Origin of the sequence: Sphingobacterium sp. NGMCC 1.201703 (genome assembly GCF_047784615.1) — a bacterium.
Taxonomy (GTDB): Bacteria; Bacteroidota; Bacteroidia; order Sphingobacteriales; family Sphingobacteriaceae; genus Sphingobacterium.
Window position 1 is genome coordinate 531,663 of sequence record NZ_JBLOHD010000002.1, and the last position, 18,770, is coordinate 550,432.

Below are 18,770 nucleotides of genomic sequence, written 5' to 3' on the forward strand. Positions count from 1 at the left end.
TCAAGTCATAATCATGTTTTATTTGGTTATTTGTTTCCAAGGTAATTAAAAAACGAGTAGACTTTACTGAATCGGACTATTAAAAATGCGAAAACGATTTCGACTATTTGATCAAAAAAATAAGCTTGAATGCCTATAATGACATTCATCTGCTGTAAGTATTCTGCCATTTGCGATAAAATCTATATATTGCTTTTCAAAATCAATTTAAAGTGACGGATTCGATGATATCAAAAAAATATAGCGTTGCCTATATCTTTTGGTTATGCGCTTTTTTTATACTGAATATGAATACTGGCTACGGTCAGACAATCATACCTACAGGCACACCTTTTGTAAAGCAGTACAAGAAAAGCCAATACAAGGCTGGAAATCAAAACTGGTCATTGGCTGTTGATCACGAAGGGCGAATCTATAGTGCTAATACAGAGGGATTATTGCGGTTTGATGGACAATACTGGCGCATATACCCACTCCCCAACCACTCGACGGTCCGCAGTGTAGCTGTTGATAAAGCGGGAAGAGTATACACCGGTGGACGCGGTGAATTTGGCTATTGGACACCAAAGGCTTTTGGAGATATGAGTTACCATAGCCTTTCCAAGCTGGTCAAAGACAAAACTTATTTTCCAAACGAGGAAATTTGGAAGATCATTGTGGAGGATCATCGTGTATTCTTTCATACATTTTCCAAAGCCTATATCTGGGAAAATAATACGATAAGACCGCTTACAGCTAAAGGTGAGCCTTTCTTATTTCCACATCAACTTAACGGCCAGCTGTTTTTTGAACAACTTCCGAGTGGCTTACATGAATTCAAAGCGGATAAATTAGTACCTGTACCAGGAAGGGCGGCACTTAAAGACAAAAATGTCTTGGCCATATTGCCCTATGATAAAAATAGATCAATTATAGCAACTGCCCGTCACGGGCTCTATCTTATGGATTCCAATGGGACTATTAAACCCTGGTCCATTGCTGCTAATTCAATCCTAATCCAATCCCAAATAAACAACGGTATCTATTTATTTGGAGGACAGTATGCCTTTGGAACCATCCAAAATGGTGTAATTATTATTAATAAAAATGGAGAAGTCGTCCAACATATCAATAAGAATAATGGTCTACAGAACAATACTGTACTCAGTATTGGGAAAGACAGACAACAAAATATCTGGGTCGGCCTGGACAATGGTATTGACCGGATTGAAATCAACTCCCCCTTATCTTTTTACACCGATTTTGCAGGAAAAATAGGTACCGTGTATACTTCCATTATCTACCAGGGGAAAATTTATCTAGGAACCAATAAAGGCTTATTTGTCAGCGACTGGAGAGGATTAAACAATTATAATTCCCTGGATTTTGCCCAAGTGCCCAATTCAAATGGTCAGGTTTGGACATTGGCTATATTCGGTACAGAACTGATCTGCGGCCACAACGATGGAACCTTTAGATTGGCCAATGGTAAACTGGAAAAAATTTCTGATATTACGGGGGGCTGGATATTCAGACCTATATTCGGGACAAAAAATATCCTTCAAGGAAATTATACGGGATTATCAAAATTCGTTTTTGATGATATGCAGCTGCGATTTGTACAACAATTTTCCACCATTAAAGAACCTGTCCGATTCCTTGCCCAAAAAGACAATCATTCATTCTGGATTGGTGACTGGGGACAGGTGCAGTTAATTGGTCTTGACGAAAACTTTCAACAAGTCCAAATTCAATTTACATCAAGGCAAGATAGTCTTGCTTCCAAAAGAAGATTTACGGGTATTTACACGCTGGAAAACAACCTTGTTTTTGCTACGGATAGTGGATTCATGCAGTTTGATAATATCGTCAAACGCTTTAGTTATGCAAACGAACTAAACAATGCTTTAGGAAGTTATAAAAATTCAAACAAGATCATTCCAATCAATACCAACAGCTATTGGTTTATTCAAAAGACAAGAATCGCCAAGGTAGATTTTGATAGCAAAGGAAAGCTTAAAATCGATTCTAACCTGCTGAGCCCCTTGCAGGATCGGATGATGAGCAATTATGAAAACATCCTACCGATCGAAAATCATTATTATCTTATCGGATTAGATGATGGTTTTGCTATCTATCGGAATTCAGGTCAAAATTATAAATTTGTATTGCCTCCACCCCAGGTTGCTCAATTGACCAACCTCGCAACTGGTGAAACAATCATACCCAATGCTGATCTCAAATTGGCTTCGTCCGAAAATAACCTGAGAGTGAGTTTCTCAAGTCCTTACTACTCTTCTTCTCCCTTACAGTATCAGTATTACCTGGAAGGTTATTCAGATAAATGGTCAGACTGGAGTGAAACAGCTTATCAAGATTTCACAAATCTACCTTATGGGCATTTTGAAATTAAGATAAGGGCTAGAACCAATACCGGCCTGACTTCGGAAATACGGACAATATCTTTTACGATTAAATACCCCTGGTATCTCTCATGGTGGGCAAAAATTGGCTATACCCTGATTATTACAGGACTGATCTACCTTATTTATAACTTCAACCTTCAACGAGAAAGGAAACGACAGTTTCAAGCAAAGCGAAAATGGCTGGAGGAAAAGAAAATTGCATTGGAAAGAGATGCCGAACAACAGGAGAAAGAATGGATTAAATTAAAAAACCAGCAACTGGAGGATCAACTCAATCTAAAAAATAAAGAATTGGCCAATGCTGCGCTCAATATTGTTTATAAAAATGAAATGCTGAACAATCTACACGATGAACTCAAACAACTCAAAGATGCTGAAGGAAACAAGCTCAGTTCGGACGAACTGAAAAAAATAAATAAGCTAATCGAAGATGCGCATAACGACGATCGCGACTGGCATATTTTTGAGAAAAGTTTCAATGAATCACATGAGAATTTCTTTAAAAAATTAAAGCAGGAGTTTCCGGATCTCGTTCCCAATGATCTAAAACTATGTGCTTATTTGCGGCTCAATATGTCCAGTAAAGAGATTGCTTCGCTACTTAACATCAGTACACGCGGGGTCGAGATCAGGCGCTACCGTTTACGCAAAAAACTGGGCATACCAACGGACAAAAACCTATCCGAATTTCTATTGGAACGTTAAATTTTTGCTACAAAGACTACATCATTACCACACAAGCGCTTTAGTGTAAAAACAACACTAAAGCGCTCTTTTTTTTACCAAAAAATATAAATTAAAATCCTCAATACCAAAATATTACAACTAAACAAAAATTACATTGAGAAAGTACAAATCCACTGTAGTAGTGATGTGAAAATGTTAAATTTTGGCAAACTTGTACTACATCAACATATTTGCTGAGGGAATAACCAATTGAATTTTTAAACAAACACCAAAATTTTACGATATGAGGAATCTATCCGCATTATTTTTGACATCCATGGTCGTCTCGGTTGCCTATGGACAAACTTCTATACAGGGAGTGGTCAAAGATGGTTCCAGCATGATATCCATGCCCGGGGTCACCATTAGTATCAAGGGGAAAGCAGTATCTACCAAAACCGACGCAACGGGTAAATTTCAGATCAACGCCGCTCCTACCGACTCCTTAGTTTTCAATTTTCTAGGCTACCGCACGCAAACGGTATACATCGGAAACCAAACTCAACTGAATGTTTTTCTAGAGAACGAAAATAAAGCCTTGGAAGAGGTTGTCGTAATCGGTTACGGTACCCAGAAAAAGGCCGATCTGACAGGATCAATCAGTTCATTAAAATCAGCTGATATAACTAAACAGCCCGCAATGTCAGCGATGCAATCTATACAGGGTAAGGCCGCAGGTTTAAATATTGTTGCCAATGAAGCTCCGGGCTCATCCCCCAATGTCATTATCCGAGGCTTAGGAACAGCGCTTTCTGGACGTAATCCATTATATGTTGTTGATGGTATCGCCCAAGATGATATTAATAACATCAATCCTTCGGATATCGAATCTATGGATGTGCTAAAAGATGCTTCCTCGGCTTCTATCTACGGCTTAAGGGCTGCAAATGGGGTCATTATAGTAACCACAAAAAAGGGTAAAGCGGGTACTGTCAACATTAATTATGAAAGTTATGCTGGGATGAAAAAAATTCTAAATGGTGTCAAAATGGCCAATGGGGATCAATTCAGAACGTATTTTAATGAAAACTTACTCTCTCTTGGAATAACTGATTGGGAATTAAAAGAAAATCAGCCCAATAATACGGATTGGTATGACGAATTAATCAAAACCGGAACTGTATTTAATAATGCCATAAACATTGCCGGTGGTACTGAAAAGGTCGATTATTTTGTTTCGGCGAATAACTTTACCGAGAATGGAATCCTCGATGGCTCCAAATATGTCCGAAACACAATCCGGAACAACAATGTCTATAAATTTCTAAACAATAGGCTCAAATTTTCGCAAAACCTCAATTTAACTTTAACAAACGCGACGCCAAAACCCAATAGCGCTTTTACAAGCGCATATAAGCAATCTCCGCTCGTGCCATTAATGTATTCGAACGGACGGTATGGGATCGGACGTGTCAACCAAAAAACAGGGATAGTGGGAATTGACGGAACTGCCGGACAGACCATTGGAAATTTAAATACGATCGGTAATCCAGTCTATGAAGTGCTTCGACAAAATGAACGCACAAATACCTTACGGTTACAGGGGAGCTTCGAAGCTGAATTTAAAATCACGGATTATTTAAAAATAAATTCTCGCATCGGTGCCAACAAATTCTATTCTAAACAGCGAGTCTTCACTGATATCAAAAACAATTGGCTACAGGCTAACCCATTGCGGTCGGAAGCCGATTTCTATACCGAGAAAGCAAAAGGGGGCGCTGGCAATGTTGCTTTTGCTAACAATAGCCTCAAATATGAAAATCTTGAACAGTTCAGATGGTCATGGGAAAATTTCCTAACATTCAACAAATCCTTTGATAAGCACAACATCGAAGCTGTACTGGGAATGTCTCGAGAAAAATATGATATAAACAATATGAATAGCCAAATGGGCTATAATGTCCCGGGGCAGGAACAGTACTGGAATATTGATCTGGCATCGGATGAATACAAATTGGTCACTCGTCAGACTTACTATACACCGAGAGCTTTAGCCTCTTATTTTGGGCGGGCGCAGTATAACTATGACAGTCGCTATTATTTAACAGCAACAGTTCGAAGAGATGCCTCAAGTGTATTTCGTAATACAGGTAAATATTGGGGAACATTTCCATCCTTCGGCCTGGGCTGGACCGCATCCAATGAAGAATTTGTTAAAGACATCAGCTGGATCAACTTCTTAAAAGTTAGGGCTAACTATGGTCATTTGGGGAATCAGAATATTCCATTAAACGTCTTTAATATTTTTTCCAGTCCGGAGAGTTCCAACTACAACTATGTTTTTGGTCCCGAACAGAATATGGTATACGGTAGCGCCAAAGGGACACCTCCGGTCGACTTAAGCTGGGAGGTTACCAAGGAAACCGGTGCCGGAATAGACTTCACGTTATTTAATAATCTGTCAGGTTCAGTCGATTATTATCATAAAAAGAATACCAATACCATTCTCGACGTCACTCCGATTTATTCGTCACCAGATGAAAAAAACTATTACGCACATGGCGCCAAGGTATTAAATCAAGGAGTTGAAGTCGCCTTAAATTGGAACAAGAATATCTCGCCAGATTTTAGTTATTCGGTCGGAGTCAACTATTCTTATAACAGCAACAAAGTAACAGAGGTAGTCCATACCTATGATGGCGCTACCGGGGGGAGTCTGAACAATGGTGAAATCACAAAGCAGCTGCGGGTCGGCCAACCTATTTATGCTTGGTGGATGTTTGAATCAATCGGTGTATTTCAGGATGCGAATGATATCGCTAATAATCCTTCTTTCGGACCAGCTAAACCAGGTTACTTAAAATATAAAGATCAAAATGAGGATGGCGTAATTGATACCAGAGATAAGAAATTTTTCGGTTCCTTTATACCAAGTTCAACCTATGGGATTAATCTGGGTATCAACTATAAGGCCATTGATTTTAATGTCTCAGGTTATGGTGTTGCCGGCAACAAGATTTATAATGGCATGAAAAGTACACGTACCGATGGTGGAGAAAATATTGCCCTGTCGACCTTTGAGAACCGTTGGACAGGACCAGGTTCAACCAATGTACATCCAGGAGCCGAACGGGCAATCTGGGCCTCAAGTTACTTCCTTGAATCAGGCAGTTATTTCCGTATCAACAACATCACTATTGGCTACACATTTGATAAACTATATAGCTCAAAATCAAAATTACGATTATATGTAACCGCTCAGAATCCATTTATGTTCACCAAATATAGCGGTTTCTCGCCTGAATTGGCTGGTGACGGTAGTCCCAATTTGACCTCCGGTATCGAGCTTTCGGCTTATCCGACCACCCGTAATTTCCTTTTTGGACTTAACATGCAATTTTAATCTTTAAAATTACAACACGATGAAAATTAATAAACTCTATATAGCAATCGTACTCAGCGCAGGTTTGACATTACATTCCTGCAAAGACAGCAAATTTTTAGATGTTCCTTCAAAAGAAAATGTCGAGGCAGAAGATAGTGGTACGGTATATACCCCTGAACAATTTGTGAATGGTGTCTATGGCATGTTTACGGATTGGGATTATGCTTTTTCCTTTTTGGGAATAACTGAAATGATTTCAGATAACGCAGATAAAGGGAGCTCCGCAACCGATTCAGGTGGCGACAAATTATTATTGGATAATCTTACCTATACCTCCACAGCGGGTTCATTTCAATCGATGTGGGCCCGATGGTATAAATCTATAGGTCGCGCTACACGCGCAATTGAGTATACTGAAGAGTATGGCCTAACTGATGAGGCCTATAAAAACAGATTAATCGGAGAAGCCAGATTCCTTCGGGCACTGAACTATTTTTATTTGGTCCGCGGCTGGGGGGACGTTCCCATCCAAGAACGCGATTACATCAAAAGGGAACCAGCTGCCGAAGTCTATGCGTATATCGAAGCGGATCTTAAGTTTGCAATTGACAACCTTCCTGTAAAATCTGCATATGCGGCAAAAGATCTCGGACGCGCGACCAAAGGTGCTGCACAAGGATTATTATCAAAAGTGTATCTATATCAAAATAAGTGGCAACAAGCAGCCGATATGGCCAAAACTGTTATCAACTCAGGGGGCTATAGCCTTGAAAAAGACTACGCGACAATTTGGCGGCTGGCAGGAGAGAATGGTCCCGAATCATTATTTGAATGGCAGGCACGCGGAACATCCATTGCACATGGCATCCAACAATATAGCCAAGTACAGGCTCCCCGTGGTGGTGCAGTCGCTTTAGGCTGGGGTTTCAATATCCCCAGCCAAAATCTACTGAATGCTTTCAATGCAGAAAATGACAGCATCCGTCGCGACGCAACCATTATTTTCAGAGGTGAAACGCTTTATGATGGCCGGTTGATCGACAATGGCGTAGAAAATCCCATGTATAACGAAAAAGCCTATTCTTCCGCAAACGGTGGTGCCGGTGATACGGACAAAAACATTCGTTATCTTCGCTTGGGCGAGATTTATCTTATCCTTGCCGAAGCAGCCAACGAACTTGGTAACAGCAATGAAGCCTTAGATGCACTCAATATAATCCGTACACGTGTAAAATTACCGAAAATAACGACGACGGATCAAGCGCAGCTCCGTCAATTGATCTGGAAAGAAAGACGTCTTGAACTGGCTTTTGAGCACGACCGGTGGTTTGATCTGATACGGACGAAACAAGCCAAAGCTGCAATGGCTGCCGAAGGAAAGACATTTCAAGATAAAATGATGCTCTTTCCAATTCCAGAAAATCAGCGTATACAAACACCAGAAATGCCCCAAAATCCAGGTTGGTAATATAGCACAAAATAACACCGTCCAAACGACCATCGTGTCGTTTGGACATTTTTCAAGACTCTTAAAAATTTTTTATCCATGAGAACACGAACAGCATATCCAAGCATCGCTGGTATTGCTTTGGCCCTTCTTCTCAGTAGTTCATGCCAAAACACCGCCACCAAAAACGTTGGAAATCCATCTACAAATGATTCTATAGATCAATCTCAAATGAATGAAGACTCGCTGTTGACGAATATTCAACAACAGACCTTCCAATATTTTTGGGAGGGTGCCGAGCCAACGTCAGGGCTAGCACGCGAACGTATCCACATGGATGGTGTATATCCGGAGAATGATCGTAATGTGGTGACTATCGGTGGAAGCGGTTTTGGTCTGATGGGTATGATCGTTGCCATGGAACGAGGCTTTATCACAGCGGAACAAGGTATTCAAAAGCTCAACCATATGATGGACTATCTTGCCAAGATCGAAAGATTTCGCGGTGCCTGGGCACATTGGTATAACGGCGAATTAGGCACGGCCAAACCTTTTAGTGACAAAGACAATGGTGGAGATATTGTTGAAACGGCCTTCTTAGCACAGGGACTCATCACTATACGTGAATATTTAAAAGACAAGAGTGACGCGGCTAAAGTAGTTTCCCAAAAAGCGGATAAACTTTGGAAAGAAATCGACTGGAACCATTATACAAATGGAAAAAATGTGCTGTACTGGCATTGGAGTCCAAAATTTAATTTTCAACAAAACCATCCCATCAAAGGCTATGATGAATGTCTGATTACCTATGTTCTAGCAGCCTCCTCTCCCACTCACCCGATTTCACCGCGTGTGTACCACGAAGGATGGGCAAGATCCGGCGGGATTAAAAGCAATGCTAAAAAATATGATATTCCATTAGTCCTTAAACACAATGCCAAAGAAGGCGAAGTAGGCCCTTTGTTTTGGGAACACTATTCTTACTTAGGTTTAAGCCCGAAAGGCTTAAAAGATCAGTATGCTGATTATTGGGAGGCCACCAGCAACCATGTTAAAATAAATCTGGCTTATGCGGGACAAAACCCAAAAGGTTACAAGGGTTATGGACCTGACAAAGGTTGGGGCTGGACAGCCAGCTATTCCATCAAGGGATATGATGCGCATCATCCCGACAACGACCCGGGTGTCATCTCACCTACCGCAGCATTATCTTCGATACCCTACACCCCACATGAAAGTATCCGGTTTGCGCAATATCTCAACGGAAAACTAAGGGATAAAGTTTGGGGTAAATATGGTTATTATGATGCCTACAGTGAAACTGCCAACTGGTTTCCACAACGTTATCTAGCCATCGATCAAGGACCGATCATTGTTATGATCGAGAATTATAGAACAGGAAAGATCTGGGATTTATTTATGCAAGCACCAGAGATCCAGCAAGGACTGAAAAAACTTGGTTTTACAAGTCCTTATTTAAAGTAGTGGTAAACGTCGGAATCATTTTTAATCCGTCACACGTTAAAAATGGTTCCCTCCACGAAAATATAAAACCGTCAATAACAAACATGAACAGATTATAAAGATCATATTGAGCTGTAAATTAAATTAGGTTATAGCATGTAATCGTGATCTAACAAAACTTCAATCATCCACAAAACCGGATATGGTAAGCCCGTTTATAACAATCGTTCATAACAATATAAAAGAAATTAATACATGAAAAAAGTAGTAGGAACATTCCTCCTTGCGTTTTTGGCTTGGCATGCCAGCCCAGCACAGTCGAATCAAAAAATGGACCAGTTTATAGACCAACTCATGGCTAAAATGACTGTAGAAGAAAAGATCGGGCAGCTAAATCTGGTCACAGGCGGTGAAGCGACAACAGGAACTACGGTTTCCACGGATGTGGAAACTAAAATCCGAAATGGTCAGATTGGTGGCATATTCAGTATGAGTACGCCATCCAAGATTCGGAAAACCCAAGAAATTGCAATCAAACAGTCCAGGCTTAAGATTCCGATTATCTTTGGTATGGATGTTATCCATGGCTATCGCACGGTTTTCCCTATTCCTTTGGGCCTTGCAGCGACATGGGACATGGGATTAATTCAGCAGTCTGCCCATATTGCTGCCGAGGAAGCCACAGCTGATGGGATAAACTGGGCTTTCTCGCCGATGGTAGATATTTCGAGGGATCCAAGATGGGGTCGTATTTCTGAAGGCGCCGGTGAAGATACTTACCTGAGTTCGAAGGTTGCCGAAGCTGTTGTTCATGGTTTTCAAGGCGATAATCTAGCTGCACACAATACCATGATGGCCTGTGTGAAACATTTTGCGTTATACGGTGCCGCAGAAGCTGGCCGGGACTACAACAGTACCGATATGAGCCTTCATCGTATGTACAATGAATATCTACCGCCCTACAAAGCGGCTATAGATGCTGGCGCCGGGAGCATCATGACTTCTTTCAACGACATCAATGGCGTACCGGCTTCGGCCAATAAATGGTTGATGACCGACGTATTACGCAAACAATGGGGCTTTAAAGGCTTGGTCGTAACCGACTATACCGCTGTTAATGAACTCTCTGCACATGGCCTTGGAGATCTGCAACAGGTATCGGCGCTCAGCTTAAATGCCGGAGTAGACATGGATATGGTCGGCGAAGGTTTTCTAACCACGTTGAAAAAATCACTTGATGAAGGTAAAGTTAAACTTACAGATATTGATCGAGCTTGTCGTTTTGTACTGGAAGCAAAGTATAAACTGGGATTATTCGAAGATCCTTATCGTTATTGCGATGATCAGCGCGCAAAAACCGTAATCAGTTCTGCAGCCAACCAGGCCAAAGCAAGAGAAATTGCGGCTAAATCATTCGTTTTATTGAAAAATGAAAATCAGATTCTCCCATTAAAAAAGTCGGGCACAGTCGCTGTAATCGGCCCGCTAGCCAATTCAGGTGCCAATATGCCGGGAACCTGGAGTGTGAGTGCGGAATTAGAGGAAACAGCTTCATTGGTGGAAGGAATGAAAGCGGTTTTGGGTAACAAAGTAAATCTCCTTACGCACTTGGGCAGTAACCTTCTGGAAGATCCTACTTATCAAAAACATGCAACAATGTTTGGCCGTACAATAGCCAGGGATCCCCGAAAAGAAGATGAAATTATTGCGGAGGCGTTGAAGGTTGCCAAACAAGCTGATGTCATTGTTGCAGCACTTGGGGAATCCTCAGAAATGTCCGGCGAAAGCTCAAGCCGTTCCGAACTGGATATTCCGAAAAATCAGCAAAATCTTTTAAAAGCATTGTTATCAACCGGAAAACCAGTTGTGCTTGTTTTATTTACAGGTAGGCCGCTTACCTTGACCTGGGAAGATGCACATGTCCCCGCTATATTAAATGTTTGGTTTGGGGGCACGGAGACCGGAAAGGCGGTTGCAGATGTATTGTTTGGAGATGTCGTTCCCTCTGGAAAGATTACAGCAACTTTTCCGCGCAATGTCGGGCAAATCCCCATCTACTACGCGCACAAAAATACAGGAAGACCTTACGGAAATTCTGGGGATTTTGAAAAATTTAAATCGAATTATTTAGATGTAAGCAACTCACCGCTCTACCCCTTTGGCTATGGATTGAGTTACACAAGCTTTACTTATGGTGATATTCATCTAGATAAAAACACATTAGACAACAACAGTAGTATTCAAGCGAATATTACGATTAGCAATACAGGGAAGTATGACGCCGAAGAAACAGTTCAGCTCTATATCCAGGACTTGGTTGGCTCTGTTACCCGCCCGGTAAAAGAATTAAAAGGGTTTCAGAAAATATATTTGAAGAAAGGTGAAACAAAGACGGTTAAATTTGAGATTAACGTAAAGGATCTCAAATTCTTCGATAATAATCTGAACTATGTAGCCGAGCCGGGAGATTTTAAAGTCTATATCGGTCCTAATAGCCGTGATGTTAAAGAGGGGAATTTTAAACTACTTTAAAGTCGATCTGCCCCATTCGCAGCTGGCTTTACTTTTAGATAGTTTTCACTCGACACTTACTGAGTGCAAATTAACTACTGATTAATACCAACTTCGCCTTTAATAGGGGTTTAACAGGGATATAGCAGGGGGTTAACAGGGGTATAACAGGGGTATTCCCCTATTAACCCCCTGTTTATACCTTATAAAATAACTGTTAATCTAGTTCTACTGACGAAGATGGTACGAACTTGGTCATACGTTAAATACCACATTGTCTACACCCATTAAAACAAATACGACGATATCAACAATAGACTTAATAATCCCCACAGAAAAATTAGCGCTATTAGCGTAAACTCCCAATTTCTTATTATTTCATATTTCCATCGAAGGTTTCAAATAGTGCACGTAATTCCGCTGCTTTCTCCGGATAATCTGCAATTACATTCGTTCTTTCGCTCGGGTCCCAAGCAATATTATGTAGTTCTTCTACCGCCTCGTAGGGTTTTCCCGATATTTGGTTAACCCCCGCCGGTACTCGTCTATATTTCCAGTCACCAGCTCGAACAGCTTCAACATGTCCATAGTTTACCAGAAATATCGGTGGGTGTACCGCCTTTAGATCTTCTGTTTTACCACTCAATAAATCATCTATTTCCTGGCCATCGATGGATTTTTTTGGAAGAGGAGCCCCTGTCCATTTTGCGATTGTCGGTAATACATCCAAATTACTGATTGCCTGTCTAATCACTTTTCCTTCCTGGGCATATCCTTTTCCGTATACGATAAACGGTACACGTACACCACCTTCCGTAGTTTCGGCTTTCGAGCCCTTAAATACTCCTGCCGTACCTACATGCCAATTTTTTGTTGCATGGTCATCTGACATCCGCGAAGGATAGGCGATCCATGGGCCATTGTCGCTCGAGAAAATCAGAATTGTATTATCTGCCAATCCCTTTTTCTCAACGGTCTTCCAAAGTTCAGCAAAATTATGATCCAGTTCCCGCATGACGGCTCCCAACGGACCTGCATTCTGTTGATCCGCAAATCTATTCTTTTTGTTCGCAAAGGCTAATGGAAGGTGGGGGAAATTGTGCGCGTAATACAAAAAGAATGGATGATCTTTATCCTGATTTTCAATAAAATTCACCGTTTCTTTATGGTATAATGCACTTAAATCCGAATCGTCGGGAGCAATGACCTCGGGTTTTCTATTCCTAAAGATTTTAATTACAGAATCTGTTTTTACATAAGGGTCGCGATAGTCATGACTATATAACATTCCATAGAAAAAATCGAAACCTTGTTTATTGGGATGATGATAAACCTGTTTATCACCAAGGTGCCACTTACCGATCAGACCAGTACGATAGCCTACTTTTTTAAGTAGTTCGGCAATGGTTTCCTCCTCATCAGGTAGCCCGACATTTGATCCGGGACCGATTGGCACCGGAAGATTATAACGAGAAGCATATCGTCCGGTCAGCAAAGATGCCCGCGAAGGAGTACAAGAGGGAGTCGACACCATAAAATTTGTTGCACGCACACCTTTGCTGGCGATGGAATCCAAAAAAGGAGTCGAAATATTCGGACTACCATAACAGCCGAGGTCACTATAACCTAAATCATCTGTAAGAATCAGGATTATATTAGGCTTCTTGTTTTGTGCATTAACAAATGTAACGAAGAGAAACATGGTCATTGCCATGAAAAGTTTAGTATATCGCATCATGATTGTATGATTTAATTGGAAACAATGTCGCAATATAAGAAATTACCAATTTGGATTTTGCCGTAAGTTAGAATTTAGATTTATTTCACGCTGGGGGATTGGCCAAAGGTAATGTTTTAGCGGATCGAAAACACGACGTTCGGAAGCTGCTTCAACTACAACCGTTTCGCCCTTGTTATTTTGATAGGTAATACCATACACTTTACCGGGGACGACCTTTTCAGCCGTTTTCCATCTTCGAATGTCCGCCAGGTGTAAGCCTTCGAAAGCAAGTTCGACAGTGCGCTCACGACGAACAAGCTGACGAAGCTGCTCGCTGTCTCCTATTGCATTTATATTTGGTAATTTTACGTCATTCCGGGAGTTTCTTACTTGATTAATTGCAGCATAGACGCTTTCATCGATTTCTCCAATTTCAATTTTAGCCTCTGCAAAAGTCAGCAATACTTCTGCATAACGTAACAGTATAATATTTAGTCCACTTTTGGAAGGGTTGGAGAAGTCTTTTTTATCAATATATTTTTTGATATTAAATCCTGTTGTTGACGCAATATAGGTACTACCTACTGCATCGGCGGTCCCACTGTTCGGCGCGGGATGAAAAATCGCACCACTAGGTAGTTGATCGCCATCTAAAAAAACCGAATGATAAAGTCTAGGATCTCGGTTTTTATAAGGATTTTTGACGTCATAGTCAGCAGCATCTGTGATCACTTGTCCGTTACTGGTCACGTAACTATCGACCAAAGCTTTTGTCGGTACATAAGTGCTTTGTCCATTCTGCTGACTGTAAGGTGCCAACTGACTGAAAACATTTTGAGTATATATATTTTCTAAAAATTGCTTATCTAAAAGGACTTCTTTATTATTTTCTGCTGCATAGGAGAAAAGCGTCGCATAGGAAGGATACAGTTCAAACTGATGACTATCAATAATTAACTTGGCCGCTTTGACTGCAGCTGCAAAACGTCCTGCATAGAGGTCTGCTCGTGCCTTCAGGCCTAAGGCTGCCCAGCGCGTGATCCTCCCGATATCATTCCCGCTATAAAAATTAGGTAAGCCCGCTGCTGCTTCCTCCAGTTCCTTGTCAATAAAATCATATATTTCAACAAGCTCTGCCTGCTGCACTTCCCTTCCTTCCTGCAATGTCAACGGTGTTTTTACCAAAGGCACCTTACCGAATAAATAGGCCAACTTGATATACTGATAAGCCCTTAATACCCGAGCTTCGCTGATATATTGCATAATTAATGCTTCATTTTTACTTCCTTCAATTTTATTGACATTTGCCAAGAAATAATTGACGGCACCAATTCCCTTATACGCATTACTCCAGGTGTTATATAGACGCGAACTTGATGCATCATAAGTTCCTTGTTCGATATACGCGTCTACTGCAAAAGGCTGATTGACATGCGCAATATCTGTTAACGCATCCAGATAGAAAATTTCCGCTCCATCCAGGTCATTATACAATGCATTAACAGCTAATTCTGCATCTGCTTGACTTTTCCAAAATATATTTTCCGAAAGTCGATCTGTAGGTACTGTATTTAGGAGATCTTTATCGCATCCGGCCGTCAGCAAGGATAGGATCATGAAAGCGTAAAAAAGATTTCTTTTTTGATATAAATAGTTATAAAAATTCATTGCTCTTCAATTTAAAAAAACACAAAAAATGGTCTAAAGGGTCAAATTCACGCCGAAGGTATACAGTGCTGTCTGAGGATAATAAACTGCCCTTCCCGATTCCGCCTCTGGATCCAAATTCCATTCATTCAGTTTGGAGAAGGTCAGCAAATTAGTAGCAGACAGATATACACGCAGTTTGCTGACACTCACTTTCCCTATCCTGTTTAGTGGAACAGTATATCCTAATTGTATATTTTTCAAACGGAGATATGAGCCATTGACAACCAATCTGTCAGCGGTTGCAACATTGCGCAGATCATATTTCACCACGCGTGGAAAAGATGCATTGGGATGTGTTGGTGTCCAATAATTAGCGGTATAAATTTCATGGGTAAATCCCTCCTGATTTCCCATCTCTGCCAGTGCACCCGAAAGTCGGGCATCAACTTTTGCTGTCCCCTGAAATAGGATATCAAGATCAAAATTTTTGAAGGCAAAGCCACCATTCAGTCCGAAAGTATATTTTGGAAAAGAATTTCCAATAGCTGTCATATCACCCGCATTGATTACACCATCTCCATTCAGATCTACATATTTCACATCACCGGGTTGCGTATTTGTTGCATAGGTTGCGCCATAGGCTTTTATCTCTTCAGCGGACTGAAATAAGCCATCAGTCTTATATCCCCACAGGGTATTGATTGGCAGTCCTGTTGCAATAATATATCGGGGATCGATATCAGAGCCGACGATATAGGGTCCCGTACCTTTCAAATCCGTCACCTCATTATGGTTGACGCGCAAGTTAGCGTTTATTTGATAGGTGAAAGCACCGGGACGCGATGCTCTTTTATGATAATTTACTGCAAATTCCCAGCCGCGGTTAAGTACGCTTCCTGCATTCTGAGGTGAAGGTTTTAGCCCCAACACAGCCGGAATATCCAAATTTAATAAAATATCATTGGTCACTTTATGATAGTAATCCAATGTAAAAGCCAATCTATTGTTTAAAAATGAAGCATCCAATCCTAAGTCATACTGTTGCGTAGATTCCCAGCCAAGTTGTTGATTCGCGTAGCTATCCAGTCGATAACCTTGCACGGATTTGCCACTAAAATTATAACCGGCCGCCACCAAGGCAGAATAATAACTATATAGATCGACAGATTGGTTACCAGTTTTACCCCAAGAAGCACGTAGTTTAAACTCATTCAGCCAGTTTTTTATTGGTGTCCAAAACTGTTCATTAGACAGCAGCCACCCAGCTGAGGCAGAAGGGAAAAAACCGTATTGTTTATCACCCGTAAAACGGGATGAGCCATCATATCGACCATTAAATTCAACTAGATATCTGCCATTCCAATCATAGTTCAGCCTACCGAAAAAAGAGCGTAATCCATATTGTGCGTCGTACCCATTGTTATTTTTGGTTGCGTCATCCGCCCCTTGCCCAATGGATGTGATGTCATTACTATAAAATCTTTCCCGATATGCTGTGAGATTGTTTTGGTAATTGTGGATCTGTGAATATCCTGCAAGCGCTTTGATATGATGTGAACCACTCGTCAGTTGGTAAGTAAGTAAATTATTCCAGGTATATTCACTGTTATTGTCCCTAAGCTCAGTCAACGAATTTATAGGAAAACTTTTTACTATTCCTGTATTCCTGTCCCTGTTTTCAAAGGCATTTAGAAAAGTCTTTGTGTTGTTAAAATTCAGTCGGACTCCGAACTGGGAGGTAAAAGTTAGGTTTTCCAACAGCTGTACATCTGCTTTTACAATGGAGCTTAAATAATTTTCGCTTACCTTTTTATAACCGCTTTTCTCAATCAACATCAATGGATTATTTCCTTGTGTACTCAATCCATAGGTTCCATCATCGTATTTGGGAACTACCCACATCGAGCCGTGAAGGAAGTTGTTAATCGGATCGCGCCCGGGCTCATAGGCTTTACTATAACGGTAATTAATACTTCCAGTAAAATTGAGCCAGGGTGTTGCCTTATAATCATTATTCAATCGAAAGTCAGCCAGTTCTGCGCCATAATTATCGATGATACCGTTTTGTTTGTTATAGCGCACTGCCAATCTAGACTTCAATACTTCGTTCCCGCCCGAAAATGATAGCGAGTGATCGTGCTGGGGCGCTGTTTTCAATAAGGTTTCAAACCATGTGTTTGGCAAGGGGTATTTTTGACGATCTGTTGCATTGCGATAACTTTCGATTGATTCATCCGTAAATCGTGCGGGTACAGCCAGCCCGGCGTTACGATAAGCATCCTGCTGCAATTGGAGATAGGATATTACATCCATTTGCTGTGGCCGATTGATTGATTTCTGCACCGCATAGTAGCCATTGTAATCAATAATAACATGACCGGTTTTTGCACTCTTTGTCGTTACAAGAATAACACCATTGGTAGCACGGGAGCCATATATTGCTGTGGATGATGCATCTTTTAAAACAGAAATTGAAGCGATGTCATTTGGATTGAGCTTGGACCAAGGCTGCTCGATACCATCTACAATAACCAACGCATTGTTTTTACTCAAATCATACCCACTGGTGTTGCTTGAATTGGTGTTAAAAGTAGTCAATCCGCGAATTCGAATATTTGCAGCAGATTGCCCCGGTTTCCCTCCTAAATCCTGTACTGTTACACCAGGTAGCATCCCCTGCAATGCTTGTTGTGTATTAGAAACAGGGCGTTTGTTCAATTTCTCACCATCGATACTAGCAATCGAATTAGTCAAAGAAATCTTCTTCTGTGTTCCATACCCTACGACAATTACTTCATCCAGATCCTTGGTGACAGGCTCCAACTCTATTATAACAGGGGATTGAGACACAGAGATCGTCTTTCTATTGTAACCAACGCGTGAAACAGTGATCGACAGCGGCAACTTTTGTCCGGTAACAAATTGAAAAAATCCTTTTTGATCCGTTTTAACGCTATGTGTAACTGCTTCAAGTTGAACGGTTACATCTCCAAGTGCTAATTTGCTCTGGCTGTCGTAGATATATCCGGCTAGTGATGCATTAATAATGGGTTTAGGTTCAGTTTGTGCATAGGTATATTGCCCAAGACAAGATAAGCCTAAACATAAAGACAATGTAGAATACCGTAGTACCCTAAAATTTTTCATAGGTAAAGATTTAATTGTGAATACTAACAAGTGCCAACGCCAATCGAAAACTTGTTTCTATTTTGAAGACATTCAGGGAAGCGAGCGCTTCCCCAATTGTCAATTTGAGAAAAGATAAGGGAAATTTATCCTATGATCACATTCGCATTTTTCTTACAGAAGGGATTCTAGCCATGAAAGACTTTAAAGTAAAACTTGTAAGGAATGTGATTTTACTAATGTTGGTATAGTTCATAATGTATTAAAATTTTCTTTTGCTACAAAGACGCCATTTTCATCCTCGTACGCTTTCGATGTCCTTCACAAATATAAAAGATATTTCAATATAATCTACTAATTCTATAGATTTTATTAAATTCCCAATAAAATACACGT

The 18,770-nt window shown here is 40.7% G+C and carries 8 protein-coding genes; 5 read left to right on the forward strand and 3 right to left on the reverse strand.

Annotation, left to right across the window (positions count from 1 at the left end; translation table 11 throughout):
• Positions 1 to 224: 224 nt before the first annotated feature.
• From ACK8HY_RS07520 to bglX, 5 genes are all read left to right on the forward strand, one after another.
• Entirely contained in the window at positions 225 to 3,110 is a 2,886-nt protein-coding gene (locus ACK8HY_RS07520; RefSeq protein ID WP_416133251.1) for a triple tyrosine motif-containing protein, read from the forward strand.
• A 265-nt stretch (positions 3,111 to 3,375) separates the two neighbouring features.
• Entirely contained in the window at positions 3,376 to 6,474 is a 3,099-nt protein-coding gene (locus tag ACK8HY_RS07525) for a SusC/RagA family TonB-linked outer membrane protein (RefSeq protein WP_416133252.1), read from the forward strand.
• 19 nt (positions 6,475 to 6,493) lie between these two features.
• Complete coding sequence (locus ACK8HY_RS07530) at positions 6,494 to 7,924, forward strand: RagB/SusD family nutrient uptake outer membrane protein (protein WP_416133253.1); 1,431 nt, start codon at positions 6,494 to 6,496, stop codon at positions 7,922 to 7,924.
• Between the two features lie 78 nt (positions 7,925 to 8,002).
• The gene (locus tag ACK8HY_RS07535; RefSeq protein ID WP_416133254.1) at positions 8,003 to 9,388 is read left to right on the forward strand and encodes a glucoamylase family protein; all 1,386 of its coding nucleotides are present in this window, start codon (positions 8,003 to 8,005) and stop codon (positions 9,386 to 9,388) included.
• 234 nt (positions 9,389 to 9,622) lie between these two features.
• Positions 9,623 to 11,899 (forward strand): beta-glucosidase BglX, encoded by a 2,277-nt coding sequence (bglX, locus tag ACK8HY_RS07540; RefSeq protein WP_416133255.1) that lies wholly within the window; start codon positions 9,623 to 9,625, stop codon positions 11,897 to 11,899.
• A 352-nt stretch (positions 11,900 to 12,251) separates the two neighbouring features.
• Here bglX and ACK8HY_RS07545 read toward each other — a convergent pair whose 3' ends face one another.
• From ACK8HY_RS07545 to ACK8HY_RS07555, 3 genes are read right to left on the reverse strand one after another with little or no spacing between them, the layout of a single operon-like run.
• The gene (locus ACK8HY_RS07545) at positions 12,252 to 13,616 is read right to left on the reverse strand and encodes a sulfatase-like hydrolase/transferase (RefSeq protein WP_416133256.1); all 1,365 of its coding nucleotides are present in this window, start codon (positions 13,614 to 13,616) and stop codon (positions 12,252 to 12,254) included.
• A 42-nt stretch (positions 13,617 to 13,658) separates the two neighbouring features.
• On the reverse strand, positions 13,659 to 15,266 hold the full coding sequence (locus ACK8HY_RS07550; RefSeq protein WP_416133257.1) for a RagB/SusD family nutrient uptake outer membrane protein: 1,608 nt from the start codon (positions 15,264 to 15,266) through the stop codon (positions 13,659 to 13,661).
• Between the two features lie 33 nt (positions 15,267 to 15,299).
• Positions 15,300 to 18,395 carry a SusC/RagA family TonB-linked outer membrane protein gene (locus ACK8HY_RS07555; RefSeq protein ID WP_416133258.1) on the reverse strand — a complete coding sequence of 1,032 codons (3,096 nt, stop codon included), beginning with the start codon at positions 18,393 to 18,395 and terminating at the stop codon, positions 15,300 to 15,302.
• Between the last annotated feature and the right edge of the window lie 375 nt (positions 18,396 to 18,770).

Bases quoted from the DNA above. Each gene is read 5' to 3' on its own strand.
- ACK8HY_RS07530 (WP_416133253.1), top strand. From the start codon at position 6,494: ATGAAAATTAATAAACTCTATATAGCAATCGTACTCAGCGCAGGTTTG.
- ACK8HY_RS07550 (WP_416133257.1), bottom strand. From the start codon at position 15,266: ATGAATTTTTATAACTATTTATATCAAAAAAGAAATCTTTTTTACGCT.
- ACK8HY_RS07520 (WP_416133251.1), top strand. From the start codon at position 225: ATGATATCAAAAAAATATAGCGTTGCCTATATCTTTTGGTTATGCGCT.
- ACK8HY_RS07545 (WP_416133256.1), bottom strand. From the start codon at position 13,616: ATGATGCGATATACTAAACTTTTCATGGCAATGACCATGTTTCTCTTC.
- bglX (WP_416133255.1), top strand. From the start codon at position 9,623: ATGAAAAAAGTAGTAGGAACATTCCTCCTTGCGTTTTTGGCTTGGCAT.
- ACK8HY_RS07525 (WP_416133252.1), top strand. From the start codon at position 3,376: ATGAGGAATCTATCCGCATTATTTTTGACATCCATGGTCGTCTCGGTT.
- ACK8HY_RS07555 (WP_416133258.1), bottom strand. From the start codon at position 18,395: ATGAAAAATTTTAGGGTACTACGGTATTCTACATTGTCTTTATGTTTA.
- ACK8HY_RS07535 (WP_416133254.1), top strand. From the start codon at position 8,003: ATGAGAACACGAACAGCATATCCAAGCATCGCTGGTATTGCTTTGGCC.